Here is an 18,050-nt window from a genome sequence, read left to right as displayed (position 1 = left end):
TGTTTAAGTTCCTTTCTATTCTGTACTTTTTAGAGATTCTACCATATTAATTTTCTTTAATTGGAAATACATCAAAAAGTTTATGATAATGCTAAATACTACAGTCAACAAAATGCTATACACATAACTCATCGTAAAAATATCTCTTCCAAACATTAAAAGATCTACTTCTACTGTAAGTATAACATATCTGTGAAGAATTTTCCCTAATCCTACACCTGTAATGATACCAATAATAGTTAATAATATATTTTCTCTGTAAACATAAGCTCCCACTTCGATATCATAGAATCCCAGAACCTTTAGGGTAGCAAGTTCTGCTCTTCTTTCAGATATATTTATGTTATTCAAATTATATAAAACTACAACAGCCAAAAGACCTGCTGAAACAATTAGTACAATCATTACAATATTCAGATTTCCTATCATGTCTTCCATCATACGGATTTCATCTGACGCAAACACTACGGAAGCAGCAGATTTTTCATTTAATATTTCCTTACCTGTCTGCTTTTGCTGTTTTTGTGACATTTTCTTTGTATTAAGATAAATCTTTGTAGCTTTTGGGGTCTTATGATATTTTTTCTGATACAGTCCCGGAGTCATATAAATATTATGATACATATAATTTTCAGTTATCTCCACCACTTTCACTGACACATGATCGATTTCATCGGTTTTGATCGAAACAATATCACCTTTTTCAATACCCAATAATGTGGCAGCTTTTTCTGTTATGATAATCCCTTCATCATCAAGATGATACTTTTTCCCGCTTTTTCTGTCTTTTAAGGTGAAAAAGTCTGAAAAATCATCCATAGATAATGGAACAATCAATGAGGCAGTTTTACTGTTACCATTTTCCTCAATATGAACTGATGTTTCATATACTTTCAGCTTTTCTTTTATTTTCTGCTGGTTATCCAACCAGAGATCAAAGTCCCTGATCTCTCTACTTGAACTGCCTTCTTTGAGAGAAACGCAGATATCATAAGTTGTAATCTTTCTGTACTGATTATCCGAAACCGCAAAAATGGAATCCATTAATCCAAATCCCACTAACAACAATGACATACAGCCTCCAATTCCAAAGACCGTCATAAAAAATCTCTTTTTATATCGGAACAAATTCCGCATAGTAGCTTTCCATATAAAACTCATTCGATTCCACAATCCACCGATATATTCGAGAAAAATCCGTTTGCCCTCTTTGGGAGCTTCTGGTCTCATTAGTTTTGCAGGTTTTTCCCGCAGTTCTTTATAACATGCAGATAAAACAGCCAGGATTACAACACCTACTGCCAGACTTGAAGCAATCATGGTATACTGACCCTCTAAAGGAGTTTTGATATCCCCAAGTCCTGTATACATCATGGTATAGGCTTCTATTATAATTTTAGGAAGTATTTTCTCCCCAGCCACAGCCCCAATGATGCTCCCCAGGAGTGTAGCAGTCAATCCATAAGCCAGATACTTTAATGCAACATCCCATCCGGTATACCCCAAAGCTTTCAATACGCCAATCTGAGTTCTTTGTTCCTCTACCATTCGTGTCATCGTAGTCAGGGTTACCAGTGCAGCTACAAGAAAGAAAATGGCTGGGACCACTTCTCCAATAGCTCCGATCCTTGCTGTATCTTCACCGTATTCAACATATGACTGGGTCTTTTTTCTATTAAGAACGTACCATTCTCCGGCTTTAATATTCTTGATATCCTCTTTGGCATCATCCAGTTTTTTTTGTCCTTCATTCAATTTTTTCTGAACCTTAGTCTCTGATGCCTTTAATTCTTTTTTCCCATCTTTTAATTGACGTTCTGACCTTTTCAGCTGCTCTTTCCCCTTTTCCAGCTGTAAAGACGCATTATTAAGCTCTTTTTCCTTTGATTCCAAGGTGCTTTTCGCTCTTTTAAGGGTTTTCTCGTTTTCCTCTAATTCCTTTCTGGAAGAAACCAGTTTCTGTCTTCCAGATAAAATTTTTCTTTTTCCATCCACAATCTGTTTCCTGGCTGCTTCCAAAGTTTTCCTTCCTTCTGAAAGCTTCTGTTTCATAGCCTGAACCTGTGGATGATCTGCCCCAAGAGACTGTTCATATTCTTCAGTCTGTTTCTCCAGCTGATTGAGGGATTCCTCCTGCTGTTTTATGGATAATTCATTGTCAGATAACTGCTTTTCCTGTTCTTTTAGCTTTTTTTCACTTTCTGACAATTTCTTACGTCCAAGACTCAGCTTTCTTTTTCCGCTATAATAAGAATCCCATCCCGCTTTAAGTTCGTTTTTCCCCTGTTTCAGTTTTTCCTCATTCTGAACCAGTTTCACTTTTGCAGCATTTATCTCTTTTTCTGCCTTTTTCAACTTTTTTTCAGCTTTTTTTAATTTCTTTTGGGCTTTCCTTTTCTCTTCTTTATATTCAGATTCCTTTTTAGCAATCTCTTTCAATGCCTCTCCCTGAATCTGTTTTAGTCTTATCAGGTTTTGCTCTTTTTCTATATTCTCTATCTGCTTTTCTGTCTTTTTTACAACCCTGTCATATTCTTCCGTATATGCCAGTTCTTTTTTAGCATTTTTTACAGAAATATAGATTTCTGAATAAACATCCTGTTTAAAGTTTTTAGGGGAAATCACAAGAAACCCATTTACTTTTCCAATTCCTATCTCAGTAGTACCTCTTTCACGAGAAAGATATGCCGATGATTTCCCAATTCCTGTAATCACATAATGATCCTCTGTTAATAACTCATTTAAAGGCTCCTCTGTTCCCGAACTTAAGATAAGTTTTTCTCCATTTTTTAAATGATGATCTTTAGCAAAATTTTCATCAACTAAACATTCATTTTCCTTTTCAGGCATACGTCCTGATGTGATTTCAAACTGATTCATACGTTCTGTCTTTGCCAGTACCTTGGTAACATACTCATCATTACTTCCTTCCATACGGCAAATTGTATCCAATGAATAGCTTCCTTCCGCATCTGACACACTGGAAAGGTTTTTCACTGCTTGCAGATTTTCTTCTGAAAGTCCTCTACTTCCAAGAAGTTTAATATCCATAAGATTTGTCCGGTCAAACTGGGTATCCGCTGTAATCTTCATGTCTTTTTCGGTTACACGTATACCAGAATAAAATGCGACTCCTAAAATTACGATAAAAAATATAGATAAAAACCTAGGCAAAGTTCTTCTAACCGTCATATATATATCTTTATGAAGAGCTTTTTTCTTCATACGCATCGCCTACCATTCAATTGTTTCCACTGACTGTGGATGTTCATTTATTGTAATCTTGTTAACCTTTCCGTTTTTTATTTCAATTACCCTGTCTGCCATTGGAGCAATCGCCAGATTATGTGTAATAACCACCACTGTTTTTCCTTTTTGTTTACATGTATCCTGTAAAAGTTTTAAGATAGATTTTCCCGTCTGATAATCTAACGCACCTGTTGGCTCATCACACAATAAAATCTTGGGATTTTTAGCCAATGCACGGGCAATGGACACCCTTTGCTGTTCTCCTCCGGAAAGTTGTGCCGGAAAATTCTCCAACCGATCTTCTAATCCTACATCCTTCAGCACTTCTCTGGCATCCAGAGGATTCTGACTAATCTGCAATGCAAGTTCCACATTCTCAACAGCTGTCAGATTTGGAACCAGATTATAAAACTGAAATACAAATCCTATATCATTTCTCCGGTATTTTGTAAGCTGTCTTTTATTCCATTTTGCAATATCTTCTCCATCTACAAAAACGGCGCCACTAGTTGCAGTATCCATACCTCCCAAAATGTTCAATACAGTTGTTTTTCCTGCACCACTGGCGCCAATGATCAAGGCAAATTCACCTTCCTCCACCGTAAAATCAATCCCATCTGCGGCTTTGGTAATCACTTCCCCTGACGTATATATTTTTTTTACATTTTCCAACCGAATCAATTCCATATTATATTCTCCTTGTATAAAGAAATTTTAACATAGAATCCCTTTTCAGGCAAACAATGCACTCTTTTTATTTTCCTGAAAAAGCTGGCTATCGGAACTGATTTATTTCTCTCTGATATTCATATCCGATACTTTTTAATTTTTCTGCAATTTCTTCCTGATTAAGATCAAGGCTTTTGCATAATTCTTCCAAACTATCATAGTAATCTCTTAATTGAGTGTTAATATAACTTAACATAATAACCGGGTCTTTGGGTATCATTTTGTATTCTCCTATACTTCTACTTCCACAACAAAGAAACATCCATCTTTGCCAATATCATAATAAATCTTATCCTTCTCAATGTGATGTATCATATAAATCAAGCCGAATCCGTGCTCCATACTGTATTCTTCAATTGCCTGAAATATTTCTTTGTCAGAATCTGCCTTTGTTACAAACTCCCGGCTACCATTCTTGTCTTTATAGTACAGTTTCACTGATTCACCTTCTTTCTGAAAAATACTTTAAAAAATACCCAATCATTTTTGAGTTTTATGTATTCTCTTCATCACAGGATATTTTGCAATGATCGAAGAGAAGATGAGCTATTCATTAAAGATGATAGCACAAATTCTTTCAATACAAAATATGCTACAATTGTTGATACAACAACTACGATCAATATCACATATGGTACCACATCTCTATTGGTATCCGGATATGAAACCATCCCTGCTATAAAATAAATATATCCCAAAACGCTTCCAATTACAATTGCGATTAAAGAAAATTGATATAATCCTAAAACAATTCCCAGAATACCAAGAATAAATCCCATGGAAGCACCCAGACTTTTCAATCCCGTAATCTGACAACTCTGAAACCAGTTGATTTCCGCCTTTGCCATAGCTTTCATAAGTCCAAGAACAAGGCCAGAGATAACCAAAGAAGAAATAGCTGAAATCAAAATGCCATAAATCAGAAATCCTCCTGCAGAAGGTGCCTGTGAGCTTACACTGCTTCCTGCACTTGTAAATGCAGATATTCCAGACATTGTCACAGAAATAATTTTATTGATTACAACAAACAAGAAAAGTCCTGATAGCAGTGCTTCAGCTCCCATCAAAATCAATCCGGATTTAGATGTTTCGTCTTCAACAGATTCCAAGAAACCTTCTACCGGATGCTTGATTATATCAAGCACTGTTTTAAAGAAACTAGCTGTAACTACTTCATCTTTCTGACAGCAGTCGCAAGGCTGTCCGTCTACCAATGGTTTCCCACATCTCGTACAAAAATTAGCCATTATTATCCTCTCCTTTTTCTTAATAATAGTAATATGATACTGAATTAATTACCCATTTTCCATTCTGTTTTATCATATATGCCGTCCCACTGATAGACAAAGTCTGTTTCTGATAACTGTTATCCCATCCCTTTGCTTCGTATTCTCTTGTTCCTGAAACATTAACAGGGACACCATCTGCAACAGTTCTATAAGTTGATCCACTAACTGTTGAGCAGTTTGTCAGGTTAATATCTCCAAGTTTCCTTGTAGAACTTCCAGTGTAATATGTATAACGACACAGATAAAATCCATACTGATTTGCCTTTTCTGCAGAAGCAAAATAGGATGCTAATGTGGCTGCACTGTTTCCTCTGATTTTAGCTTCTGTAATTGCAGGAAGATATTTCTTTAATGCCGCTACTGCATCTTGTTTAGATTGTTCAGAATACTGAATCTTACTGATGATAGATGTCGCTGAGGATGTATTAAAAGTGTAGCTATCCTTTTCAAATAATCCATTTGCACCACCAAATGTCAGCTTATGTGTACCGGTAAATACTTTTGCATAATAAGCACTTGTTGATAAAGATGATGAATTCGTATTCTTTGCTTCAATTCCATCAATTTTTACCGTTACTCCTGGAATCTCTGGAATTCTTACTGAAGTTGTTGTCAATCCGGTATCTGTCACACTGACAATTTCATATTTATCAAAAAACAGAAATGTCTTTTCAGCGGATTTTGCTACATTTACAACAAGGTAATCAGATCCTTTATTGATTCTGTATGTGTATGTATTATTACTATTTAGATATCCACCTGTTGGACTTGATAATTTATCAGGATTGCTCTGTTCCATAGTTTTTACAAAACATTCTTCATTAATAAAAGTATCCTCTTCCATATGGTATGCAGAATAAATTTCTGACCATTTTCCATTATTATAATTTTCCACAAATTTATTTACCACTGCTTCAGGTTTTCCACTTCTACTTCCAAAAAACCAGAATGCTCCAATAATAACCACTAAAACTGCGACCTGAACTGTAACAATCTTTTTAGCTTTTGGGCTCATACCCTCTCCACTTTTTTGCTTTTTTGTAGTTTTTTTCGTTTTAGACGTCGTCTTCTTTGCTGCCTTTTTAATTTTTTCTGATGTTGTTTCTTTCTGCACTTCTATTTTTGCACCACATTCACCACAAAATAATGCGTCATCTTCGACTTTAGATCCACAATTTGGACAAAACATACTGACCTCTCTTTCCTACCTTGCATCTCTTTTTTTCAATTCTGCTGCAAAAGTATTAACATTTTTCTTCTCGTACTTGTTTAAAGAAATATCATCCTGATCATCCACAGATCCTTTGTACCATTTTTTCTTTCCAAATCGTTTCTGATTTTCTTTCTTGGTAAACTTTAATCCATGTCTTGCATAGATTTCATTGATTGCATATTGGATCTGTGATGTGGTCAATTTCTTTACAGCTGACGAACTGATATATGCTGAACCAGAAGTTGGGAACATATATCCATCATCTGCATCCATGACATTATCAGGATTCGTTGCATTTGATGTATTAGAATTACTATCATCGGATACATCAATAGTTTCCGTTGTGGTATCTGTACTGTCACTGACGATCACATCCGTACTGCCATCGTTACTGTCATTGCTGTCATCTGATGAGTCATTCTGCAATTTCTCTTTTACAAGGTTCGTTTTCTGATCCTCATGTTCTGTTCCGCTTTTCAATAAAAAAAACACAAGAACCACTGCCACAAGTACAATAGCAGCTGTCAAAATCATAATTACCTGTTTTTCACTCTTATTCATACTTATCCTCCTTTCCTGCTACTTTTTCATATATATATCAATCCCATCTGCAATTCCATTTGCTAAACGGTTCTGATAATCATCACTTGACAGTTTTCTGTCTTCTTCCGGATTTGACATAAATCCCATTTCAACAATAGTTACCGGAATCGTACACCAGTTTATTCCTGACATTTGATCTGTCTCTATAATCCCCCTGTTTTTAGCTGATGTTTTACGACACAAAGCATTCCCAACAGTCTGTGCAAGTCGCTGGCTTTTCTCAATGACCTCTCTCCCACAATATGGATTGGAGTCTGTCGGACACATGGTTAATGCTCCATCTGCTGATGAACTGTCGTCACTATTACAATGGATCCGCAAAAAAACACTTGCTCCACTGGAATTAGCCATTTGTGCACGTTCTTTATTGCTAAGAGATACATCATTACTTTCTCTGATCATATATACATCATACCCTCTGGAAATCAGTACATTTTTTAATTTTAAAGATACCTGTAAGTTAATTTCATATTCAGGAATTTTTGTTACACATCCTTCTGTTCCGGAAGAGACCATAGGTTTTGTCTCAGATGCTCCCGGTCCAATAGGTTCCTGTTCGGACATCTGCTTCTTCTGATGTCCGGGATCAATGGCTATTTTTATTTTTTTCTCTCTGATTTTCTTCTCTGTAGAAACTTCTGTTGATGTTTCTGATGCAGTGGTCGTTTCCTCAGTCTTTATATTATTATTCTTCTTTTGAAAATTACAGGAAGAGAATGTCATTATTATAAAAATCATCCATATGCAAATAGTATAATATTTTCTATTCATCCTATCTTCTATCCTCTTTAAACTTTATAGTTTTATTGTATCATACTCCTATCCTTATCCACAAGAAAAAAAGAAAGCCATTCTGCATTATTTGACATTGATACACGATGGCTTTCCATGATAAATTTCTATGATTCTATGACATTCAATTTTCCCGTAACAGAGTCCATTACATACCCTGATATCTTTACATCTTCTGGAATCAAAGGATGCTTTCTTAACATTTCCACCGAATCTCTTACCGAATTATCAACACAGTCAAATCCTTCTAACCATGTATCAAAATCAATTCCGCAATGACGTATCAAATCAATTTTATCCTGATTGATTCCCCTTTTCTTCATCTGTTCTATCATCATATCACTGTTAATATGCTGAACACCGCAATCAGTATGCCCGATGACCATAACTTCTTCAATTCCCAGTTCGTAAATACCTACCAGTACACTTCGAACCACACTTCCGAACATATGACTGATAACGCCTCCTGCATTTTTTATCATTTTTACATCACCATTTTTAATTCCCAATGCTGCGGGAAGCAATTCTGTCAGTCTTGTATCCATACATGTTATAATAGCTATCTTCTTATCCGGATATTTACTGGTTCTGTATTGTTCATATTTTCCTTCTTCAACAAATTTTTTATTAAATTCTAATATTTGATCTATCACGATTTAGCTCCTTTAATGTGTAATTTGTTCTGTTTTCCCATGACATGCCTTTAAATAATCATCTGGTTTCAGCTCGATCTGTATTCCATTTTTGCCTCCGCTGACCATGATGGTTGTCTGGTCTAATGCACTGCTGTCAAGTACCGTTGGATATTCCTTTTTCATTCCTATGGCAGTACATCCACCACGAATATATCCTGTAATTTTATTAATGTCTTTCACATGAATCATTTCAACTGATTTTTCATCAACAGATTTTGCTGCTTTTTTCAAATCCAGTTCTTTGTGTATGGGTATGACAAACACAAAAAATCCCCCGTTTTTTCCAACTGTTACCAGTGTCTTAAAAACCTTCTCATAAGGTTCATCCAGCATATCCGCAATGGCTATTCCATCAATAAATTCCTTACATTCATATCGATGAATTTCATATGGAATCTTATTCCTTTCCAGTATTCTCATAGCATTTGTTTTTGCTTCTTTTTTTGCCAAAATATTTTCCTCCTGTCAATCGTTTTATAAATTATACTGTTCTTTTATCTGGCAAATAGTCCGTAAATCATTGATACGTAACAGGCAAAATCACCAATTCTTTTTCTTTGAAATCCCAGCTCAATTCTCCATGCGGTTTTTCTATTTTGAGAAGACATATATTCAGCCAGCTGATCAAGAGATTCAATTACACTATCATGCATTATGGTCCTCTGATCATTATCTCTCTCAGACTTTGGTGTAATCTTCCAGTGTGCTCTCAAATCGGCATAAGCAGTCATTCTTTCCAATGCATAACTCCATGCTGCCTCAAAATCCGGATCATCTTCCGGCGCAGCCGCAACAATATCTTCATAAATTTTCATTGCATCTTCAAATGTTAGATTATATGGTGCTTCCAGATAATTTTTATATATAAAGTCTTTAAACATAGAAAAACCTCCTTAAACAGTCTGTGTGATAATCACTTTTCATATAATATAATTTCTTTTTATATTATATCATTTTTTACTGTAAAAAGGAGTTTTTCTTTCATTATTGATTTAACTCTGCAATTCTGCTTACACCTACATATATTTCACTGATCTTATACCAGGTTGGATAATCCACAACTCCTGTCTGATCTAATCCAAAAACATTCTGAAACTTCCTGACTGCATCTGCTGTTTGTTCTCCATATTGCCCATCTGCGGCAACTTTTGGAATTGATGGATAATCTCGTGAAATCCGATTTAGCTGTTCCTGCATCTGTTTCACTTTATTTCCGCTTGATCCAATCGTCAGATCATATCCTGGCCAGGAAGAAGGAATACCTGCTATCTGCTCAGCTGTATTAATATACATATTTTCCCCATAATAGTATCGGAGAATCTCAATAGGTGAATATCCCTGATCACCTAGATACTTAGATCCCCATTGTGTCATCCACTCAGGGCAAGTTACCCTCTTTCCGTCGCAGTATTGTGTCAAAATAGGTTGTTTTACATTTGGTCTGGAAAGATAATTGGAAAAAATCTCATCTACGATTCTGTTAATAGATTCATAGGTGGTTTTCCCTGGCATCCACTTATGATCATACGCCGTAGATGACGTAATGGTAAAATCGTGTCCTTTATTACGGTACCATTCTGTATAAACACGATTTAAAGTAAAAGACATGATAGCCAGTATATTAGCCTCTAATGTTGCTCTGGGCCATGTGGAATATATTTCGCATGCAGCTACATTTTTAATGTAATCTTTGTAACGTACATAATGGTCTTCTGCTGTTTTATCTCCAACCGGTCCATCATGAACAATAATATATTCAGGAATCACCACACGACTTAAAACAATCTCCCCTGTTTCATTAACAGGCTTAATCTCTGCTTCTGCAATCTTTGGAGGATAATCCCCCCACAATGTATGTGGTCCAATAACAATTGCGCCTGTCTGATTGATTTCTCCCAAGGGCTTCATTCGAATATTCTGAATTCCCTGGGTGTCTGCAAGAATCTGAGCTCCTGCAACTGTTACCATTTCATAATCAGGAGCCGTTACCCTCACAGTATATTCTGAATAGGGCTGATTTTCCCCTGGTGACATACTATATTCTATCGGAGGAGCCGCCAGCTCCACACTCTCCGTCTGTCCATTTTCATCCGTTCTGATTTTTTCTATAACAGAATCGGGATCTCCTGTATAAGAAATTTCCACTTCTGCATTAACAATTGGACCAGCTGCAATCTCTGAATTTACTTGCACTTTCAATCTTCCACGATCAATCTGATCTCTATTTTGTGTATCCGGCATATAAACCTTCCAAAATCTTTTACTTTAATATATGAACAATCTCTATTTATGTTCAAAATGCTGATAATCTTTTGTGATTTCCAGTCACCACTCCAGGTAAAACCTCATATCCCCTTATATACAAAAGAATCCCGTATAAACGGGATTCCACATATTTTTTATTATAAAATTCCACCAATACTTACAAACAAAGGTGCAAACACAAGTGCCACAATAGTCATAAGTTTGATAAGGATATTGATTGAAGGTCCTGAAGTATCCTTAAACGGATCACCTACTGTATCACCTACGACAGCCGCTTTATGAGCATCGCTTCCTTTACCACCATGGTTTCCTTCTTCAATATATTTCTTTGCATTATCCCATGCTCCACCGGCATTTGCCATAAAAATAGCCATCATAACACCTGAAGCAAGGGATCCAACCAGCAATCCTCCCAATGCCTGAGTTCCCAGCAGAACACCGATCAGTAATGGAGCAATGATTGCCATAACACCCGGTAAAAGCATTTCTTTTAAAGCTGCAGATGTAGAAATTTCCACACAGCTCTTATAATCAGGTTTTCCTGTTCCTTCCATGATTCCCGGAATTTCTTTAAACTGACGGCGTACTTCTACGATCATTTCATTTGCTGTCTTACCAACAGACTGCATGGTAAATGCTGAAAACAGGAATGGCAGCATTCCGCCAACCAATACACCAACAATAACATTAGGATCCAGACAGTTGATTCCTTCTTCTAATAATCCTGTTGCCTGAGCATATGATGAAAACAATGCAAGTGCTGTTAATGCCGCAGAACCGATTGCAAATCCTTTTCCCATAGCTGCAGTAGTATTACCTACTGCATCCAGTTTATCTGTAATTTCACGAACTGATTCATCCAGTTCAGACATTTCTGCAATACCACCTGCATTATCTGCGATTGGTCCGTATGCATCAACTGCTACCGTAATTCCAGTTGTTGAAAGCATACCTACAGCAGCAAGTGCAATTCCATATAAACCAGCAAAATTATAAGCCACTACAACTGCAACACAGATACAAATGATAGGAATTGCAGTAGATTCCATACCAACTGCAAGACCAGAAATAATCGTAGTTGCAGAACCTGTTTCAGACTGATCTGCAATTTTCTTGACAGAGGCATAATTACTTGATGTATATACTTCTGTAATCTTTCCAATAATATTTCCTACAATAACTCCGGCAAGAATCGCCCAAAATGAATTCAAACTGCCGAAAAAGTGCTTACTTAAGAAAAAGGTTGCCACAAGTACAAGCACACTTGCAAAATATGTACCTCCATCTAAAGCTTTATGAGGATTCTGGCTCTTTGTATTTACAACAAAGAAAACACCGATGATAGATGCAACAATTCCTGTAGCTGCCAGAAGCAATGGATAAACAGCCCCTGTAATACCAAATGTTACAACACCAATTGTAATTGCTGAGACTAAAGATCCGACATAAGATTCATAAAGGTCTGCACCCATTCCGGCAACGTCACCTACATTATCCCCTACGTTGTCAGCAATAACTGCCGGATTACGCGGATCATCTTCTGGAATTCCAGCTTCCACCTTACCTACCAGATCAGCTCCAACGTCTGCAGCTTTTGTATAAATTCCTCCACCTACACGTCCGAACAGTGCTACAGAAGATGCACCCAGACTAAATCCTGTCAATACATCTGCCTCACCTGTAATAAAGTAAACAACAGATACCCCAAACAGTCCAAGACCTACAACAGTAAGCCCCATAACAGCACCACCGGAAAAGGCAATCGATAAAGCCTTACTCATACCTCCTGTACTTGCTGCCTGCGCTGTTCTAACATTAGCTTTTGTTGCCGTATGCATTCCAATAAACCCTGCCAAAGCAGAAAATGCAGCGCCAAATAAGAAACAAACTGCTGATGTCCAGCTTTTAATTCCAAACCCGATTAAGACAAATACAACGATACAGAAAACTACTAGTAATTTGTATTCAGCTCTTAAAAAGGCATGCGCTCCTTCATTGATTGAAGTGGCAATTTCTTTCATTCGCTCATTACCTGCATCTGCTTTATTAACTTTGGTCATAAGTTCAAATGCGACCAGTAATGATGCAATGCCTGCAATAATTGCAACATATAATCCCATAATATTTCTCCTTTCAATATTCTTATATTCAGCGTATGAACAAAATATCACACAAGATGTTATAAATTATAACAAACATTATGTACCTATGCAAGAACAAGGCCGGCAAGGTCTTTCCTATGTAATTAAGAACAAAGCGGACAAGTCCGCTATCAACCCCCTGTATCCCTCAATCATGAGGGACTTGCTCCGCTTTGCGTGCCGATGTGCAGCAGTTTTAACTGCTTTCCTTTGCACATCGTGCACATCCGCGCGGAGCGTTTTTTATTACATAGAAAATTCAAAGGAATTTCCTATGTAATAAAAAAGCCAATATACACTATCGTATATTGGCTTATCTTTTCCTATGATTAGTCGACTTTTACAACCCATCCATGTTTATCTTCAATTTTACCAAGCTGAATTCCTGTTACTGTATCATACAGTTTCTGGCTTAATTCACCAATTCCGCCATCCTGTACCTGCATAACTTCGTCTCCCATACGGAATTTACCAACTGGTGAGATAACTGCCGCTGTACCAGTTCCCCAAACTTCTTCCAGTGTTCCATTCTCCCATGCTTCCTTGATTTCATCAATGGCGATTCGTCTTTCTTCAACTTCCAATCCCCATTCTTTACATAAGTGGATAACGGAATCTCTTGTAATTCCAGGAAGAATACTTCCGTTCAGCATTGGAGTTAAAACTTTTCCATCAATCTTGAAGAAAATATTCATTGCTCCAACTTCTTCGATATATTTTCTATGTACACCATCTAACCAGAGTACCTGAGAATATCCTTCATCATGTGCTTTCACCTGAGATAAAATGCTGGCAGCATAGTTTCCACCAGTTTTTGCTTCTCCGATTCCTCCACGGACAGCTCTTACATAATCATCTTCAATCCAGATTCCTACTGGATCCAATCCTTCCGGATAGTAAGGTCCTACTGGAGATAAGATAATAATAAATTTATAATATGCTGATGTACGTAATCCTAAGAATGGATCTGTTCCAATAATAAAAGGACGAATATATAATGAATGATTTGGTTCACTTGGAATCCATTCTTTATCTAAACTAACTAATTCTTTGATTGCCTGTACATAATCTTCTTCTGGAATTTCCGGAATACATAATCTGTCTGAAGAACGGTTAGAACGTTTTGCATTCATATCCGGACGGAACAGCTGAATACTTCCATCTTCTCCATTATATGCTTTTAAGCCTTCAAAAACGCCCTGTCCATAATGGAAAATTGTAGCAGCAGGTGGCAGTGAAATTTCTCCGTAAGGAACGATTCTTGCATCATGCCATCCCTTTCCTTCTGTATAATCCATAATAAACATGTGATCTGTAAAAATGGTACCAAATAACAATGGATCATCTTTTGCAGGTTTTGCTTTTGGGCTTTCTGTTTTTGTAACTTTAATATCTAACATCCTCAATCTCTTCCTTCCTGTATCTAAGTCTTGCATTTATTATGAAACTTTTTTTTTTCAATGTCAATGCATTCTTTATACTTTTTCATACTTTAAGAATCGGTATTCTATGTCAAAATAAGTTTCTTCCTCACCTATAGAAGTCAGCTTCCATTCTGACATCTCATCCAGATTCGGAAAATAGGTATCTGCATCATAAGCATAATCTGTCCGGGTTACATATGCAACATTACAGTATGGGAGCATCATTCGATAAATACTTTCACCCCCGATAATAAAAATATCTTCATCCGCATAATTCTTAAGTTCTTCCAATAACTCCTCTTTGCTATGAACTATAACCGCTCCTTTTACCTTGTAATCTTCATCTCTTGTTAAAACTATATTGGTTCGCCTAGGAAGAGGCATACCGTTTGGAAAACTTTCCAAAGTTTTTCTTCCCATTACCACAACTTTATCAATAGTTGTCTGTCGAAACATTTTCATATCATTTGGAATATGCACAAGCAGTTCGTTTTTTTTTCCAATTCCCCAGTTTTTATCAGCATTTACAATGAGATTCATTTTTTTCCTCCTAAATTGCAATCGGTATATTTGTAATCTGTTCTCCAGCCTGATAATCTTCAATTCTGAAGTCATCCAGTGTAAACTCATAAAAATCTTTAGTTTCCGGATTCATCCAGAATTTAGGTGCCGGATATGTCTCTCTCTTAATTAACTCTTTAATAACAGGAATATGTCTGTCATAAATATGTGCATCTGCAATAACATGAACAAACTCTCCCGGTTCCATATCACACACCTGTGCCAGCATATAAACCAAAACAGAATACTGAACAACGTTCCAGTTATTAGCAGCAAGTATATCTTGTGATCTCTGATTCAGAATCGCATTTAACGTCAGTTTGTCATGTCCCGGTTTCTTGGTGACATTAAAGGTCATACTATAGGCACATGGATAAAGATTCATCTCATGAAGATCCTGATGAACATAAATATTAGTCATGATTCTCCGGCTGTATGGATTATTTTTAAGATCATAGATTACCCGATCCACCTGATCCATCATACCTTCCTTATACTGATGTTTTACTCTCATCTGATATCCATATGCTTTTCCTATAGATCCATCCTCATCTGCCCACTCATCCCAGATTTTGCTTTTCAGATCATTAACATTATTAGACTTTCTCTGCCAGATCCATAGAAGCTCGTCAATTGCTGATTTAATATATGTCTTTCTTAAAGTCAAAGCTGGAAATTCTTTTGAAAGATCATATCGATTCACTACACCAAACTGCTTTATGGTATATGCAGGTGTCCCGTCAGGCCAGTGAGGGCGAACTTTCTCTCCCTTCGTACTTGTCCCATGATCTATAATATCCTGACACATGTTAATAAACAGCTTATCTGCATAACTCATGATTCTTTATCCTCACTTTCTTCTTTTTCACTGTTAATCGTCAGCATCTCTATCCTTTTTCTAAAAAATGCAATCTTACGGTCAAAAATACCAAGTCTGTATAAATTAATAGTAAACATTCCAAGTATCAGAGTCAGAAGCATTCCTCCAAGGCCCCCCAGTTTAAACCCTACATAGATCAAAAAGATAGTCGTAAGAGCTGAAATACCCATGGTAGCTCCCATCATCTTTGGCTGCAGAACCTGTTTTAAGATAAGACAGATTGCGTATACAATTAAAAAAATGACTGCTGATTTTATATCCCCTGTCACCAGCTTCACAAGTGCCCAGGGGATAATAACTGTCCCTGTTCCTAAAATCGGGAAGATATCCACAATGCCAATCAATACCGCAAATATGAAAGCATATTGAACTCCTGCCACTTTAAGTCCAATCCATAAAATTGCCATCACGATAAACATGATTTTAATCTGTGCCAGACAATAACTTCCCAATACTCCCAATGTATTATGAACAAAAATATCTATTTTATGTTTTATCACATCTGGTATCATTTGCTGATACATCTTTATAAATTTTTCTTTATCTTTTAAGAAGACATAGGAAGAGAAAAACATTACAACAACACCGATCAATCCATTTGTCATTCCTTTTGCCATACTTCCGGCATGAGATACTCCATAATCTCCAATTCCTGTAGCCATCTTCTGCACCACTTGACCCAATGATCCTGCCACCTTAAGCATCTGATTCTGAAAACCATGGGGGAGCAAATGAACAAAATACTGAACCTTTCCCTGAAATTTTCCTATCTGCTGTGACATCTCCAGACGCAAATCCGGAAATCCCTGTATAAAGTTAATAATCTGTGTTCCCAACAGACGAATGATCAGATATAAGATTGCCAGGATTGCACTGATAACTGCTATAATTAACACAGCTGATCCAAATTTTTTGGGAATCTTTATCTTCTTCTCCAGATATTCAATAACAGGATGTGCGATCAGTGAAATAATCCAGCCAGCTACAAACGGCCATAAAAATCCTAAAACTTTCGGCAAAACAAAAATAATCAGGATTGCTCCTGCGACTATTACCAAAAGCTCCATAATTATATCCAAATAAATTTCCCAACGCTTCATGTAAGTCTCACCTCTTAATGCTAAAACATAATTTCCAGTAAACTAACTCTTGTCTGATATTATACGTTACATAATCTTATCTGGCAATTGTAATCTTATCTGCATTCCGGTCATAATAATAAACATTATCAGATAGTACTTCCTCACGATCTACTACACTTTGATTGGTCTCCCTCACCATTTTAAACAACTCCCCTATATCTTTTGCATCTTCTTCCAACAGGATTATGACTTCATGAATACTGCTTGGAAGAATATACAGATTACAATTCATACGTTCTGCAAATTCCTTTAAAATACCTTTATATATCATTGCCGATGCACCATTCATATAATCACCGTTTGACAATACAAAAACAGGAATATCTCCCTCTTCCACATGTACCGGAATCACTGACTGTATTTTTCTAATGGTTGGCGGGAATATCTTCTTGGTATTTGCTATGGCATCTGCTTTTAACTGTTCTTCCGTTATTCCCCACAAAATCATATCTCTGTATCTGACTATGGCACTTGCCATTCCGTCATGACTGCGGTATGCAATCCACCGGTAGGTTACCGCAAGATCCTCCATACGTTCATACGGACATTCTTGAAGCTGTTTCTGATTTCTCTCATAATTGACAAGACGAAAGAACAGATTCTCTTTGATAAAATCATAATCTTCAATCTTTCCCGGGTCCAGTGGAAAACATCCTTCATACTCCTCATATGCGGATGCAATTTCTGCTAAGACAGTATCAAGTTCCTCTCCTTTAGAATATTTTCTGTAAAACGGTTCAAGATATAAAACAGGAAGTAAGCGTTCCTCTCTTTTCCCTACAGATAATCCAATTCTTGACACCTGATTGTTCTTGGCTGTTTTCTGGACAACCGCTTCTTTCTCTCTGGTATCCTTCATAAATTCCAGAATGTGATGTTCAACATAACTGTAAAACTCTTTTTTACTTAACATGATGCTCTCCTTCCTTCATGGATGAAAACTCATGCATACCCCTGGCTGCTGCCATTCCTCACGTTTTCTATTTTTGTAAATAATTTCCATTTATATTTTATACAAATTCTGGAATAATATCAATATTTTTTTATAAAAAAGCGGACCTCCCAAA

Annotated in this window: 18 protein-coding genes; all 18 read right to left on the bottom strand. The window is 36.6% G+C overall.

The features are described 5' to 3' along the window. Nucleotides 1-15 precede the first annotated feature (15 nt). The 18 genes from KTB61_RS00810 to KTB61_RS00725 all read right to left on the bottom strand — a co-directional run bounded on the left by KTB61_RS00810 (nt 16) and on the right by KTB61_RS00725 (nt 17,896). Nucleotides 16-3,093 (bottom strand): ABC transporter permease, encoded by a 3,078-nt coding sequence (locus KTB61_RS00810; RefSeq protein ID WP_230973559.1) that lies wholly within the window; start codon nt 3,091-3,093, stop codon nt 16-18. Nucleotides 3,094-3,234: 141 nt separating this feature from the next. Next, nucleotides 3,235-3,936, bottom strand: coding sequence for an ABC transporter ATP-binding protein (locus tag KTB61_RS00805; RefSeq protein WP_216696608.1), 702 nt, complete (start codon nt 3,934-3,936; stop codon nt 3,235-3,237). An 88-nt stretch (nt 3,937-4,024) separates the two neighbouring features. Continuing rightward, nucleotides 4,025-4,198 (bottom strand): DUF4250 domain-containing protein, encoded by a 174-nt coding sequence (locus tag KTB61_RS00800; protein WP_216696607.1) that lies wholly within the window; start codon nt 4,196-4,198, stop codon nt 4,025-4,027. 11 nt (nt 4,199-4,209) lie between these two features. Next, entirely contained in the window at nt 4,210-4,416 is a 207-nt protein-coding gene (locus KTB61_RS00795; RefSeq protein WP_216696606.1) for a dihydroorotate dehydrogenase, read from the bottom strand. Nucleotides 4,417-4,487: 71 nt separating this feature from the next. Next, nucleotides 4,488-5,225: a hypothetical protein gene (locus KTB61_RS12965; RefSeq protein WP_230973558.1), complete on the bottom strand. Its 738-nt coding sequence runs from the start codon at nt 5,223-5,225 to the stop codon at nt 4,488-4,490. 19 nt (nt 5,226-5,244) lie between these two features. After that, nucleotides 5,245-6,456, bottom strand: coding sequence for a zinc-ribbon domain-containing protein (locus tag KTB61_RS00785; protein ID WP_216696605.1), 1,212 nt, complete (start codon nt 6,454-6,456; stop codon nt 5,245-5,247). A 15-nt stretch (nt 6,457-6,471) separates the two neighbouring features. Then, complete coding sequence (locus KTB61_RS00780) at nt 6,472-7,041, bottom strand: YARHG domain-containing protein (RefSeq protein ID WP_075759150.1); 570 nt, start codon at nt 7,039-7,041, stop codon at nt 6,472-6,474. A gap of 18 nt (nt 7,042-7,059) precedes the next feature. After that, on the bottom strand, nt 7,060-7,821 hold the full coding sequence (locus KTB61_RS00775) for an N-acetylmuramoyl-L-alanine amidase (RefSeq protein ID WP_230973557.1): 762 nt from the start codon (nt 7,819-7,821) through the stop codon (nt 7,060-7,062). A gap of 161 nt (nt 7,822-7,982) precedes the next feature. After that, on the bottom strand, nt 7,983-8,528 hold the full coding sequence (locus tag KTB61_RS00770) for a beta-class carbonic anhydrase (RefSeq protein ID WP_216696603.1): 546 nt from the start codon (nt 8,526-8,528) through the stop codon (nt 7,983-7,985). Between the two features lie 12 nt (nt 8,529-8,540). Continuing rightward, nucleotides 8,541-9,020, bottom strand: a complete 480-nt coding sequence (gene ybaK / locus KTB61_RS00765) for a Cys-tRNA(Pro) deacylase (protein WP_216696602.1) — start codon at nt 9,018-9,020, stop codon at nt 8,541-8,543. Between the two features lie 44 nt (nt 9,021-9,064). Beyond that, the gene (locus KTB61_RS00760) at nt 9,065-9,451 is read right to left on the bottom strand and encodes an exodeoxyribonuclease VII small subunit (RefSeq protein WP_216696601.1); all 387 of its coding nucleotides are present in this window, start codon (nt 9,449-9,451) and stop codon (nt 9,065-9,067) included. Between the two features lie 103 nt (nt 9,452-9,554). Continuing rightward, complete coding sequence (locus KTB61_RS00755; protein WP_075759154.1) at nt 9,555-10,811, bottom strand: peptidoglycan-binding protein; 1,257 nt, start codon at nt 10,809-10,811, stop codon at nt 9,555-9,557. A gap of 161 nt (nt 10,812-10,972) precedes the next feature. Continuing rightward, nucleotides 10,973-12,955 carry a sodium-translocating pyrophosphatase gene (locus KTB61_RS00750; RefSeq protein WP_216696600.1) on the bottom strand — a complete coding sequence of 661 codons (1,983 nt, stop codon included), beginning with the start codon at nt 12,953-12,955 and terminating at the stop codon, nt 10,973-10,975. Between the two features lie 350 nt (nt 12,956-13,305). Continuing rightward, complete coding sequence (locus tag KTB61_RS00745; RefSeq protein WP_075759156.1) at nt 13,306-14,376, bottom strand: branched-chain amino acid aminotransferase; 1,071 nt, start codon at nt 14,374-14,376, stop codon at nt 13,306-13,308. Between the two features lie 75 nt (nt 14,377-14,451). Next, entirely contained in the window at nt 14,452-14,940 is a 489-nt protein-coding gene (locus KTB61_RS00740; protein WP_216696599.1) for a dihydrofolate reductase, read from the bottom strand. A gap of 10 nt (nt 14,941-14,950) precedes the next feature. Next, nucleotides 14,951-15,799: a thymidylate synthase gene (thyA, locus tag KTB61_RS00735; protein WP_216696598.1), complete on the bottom strand. Its 849-nt coding sequence runs from the start codon at nt 15,797-15,799 to the stop codon at nt 14,951-14,953. Next, nucleotides 15,796-16,941 carry an AI-2E family transporter gene (locus tag KTB61_RS00730; RefSeq protein ID WP_075759159.1) on the bottom strand — a complete coding sequence of 382 codons (1,146 nt, stop codon included), beginning with the start codon at nt 16,939-16,941 and terminating at the stop codon, nt 15,796-15,798. Before KTB61_RS00730 ends, thyA begins: the two co-directional genes overlap by 4 nt. A gap of 76 nt (nt 16,942-17,017) precedes the next feature. Continuing rightward, nucleotides 17,018-17,896, bottom strand: a complete 879-nt coding sequence (locus KTB61_RS00725; protein ID WP_075759160.1) for a DUF5688 family protein — start codon at nt 17,894-17,896, stop codon at nt 17,018-17,020. Nucleotides 17,897-18,050 lie beyond the last annotated feature (154 nt).

Origin of the sequence: Anaerostipes faecalis, from assembly GCF_018982945.1 — a bacterium.
In the GTDB taxonomy this organism is placed as follows: domain Bacteria; phylum Bacillota; class Clostridia; order Lachnospirales; family Lachnospiraceae; genus Anaerostipes; species Anaerostipes faecalis.
The sequence above is the reverse complement of the archived record's forward strand: the minus strand, read 5'-3'. Positions and strand labels throughout refer to the sequence as shown.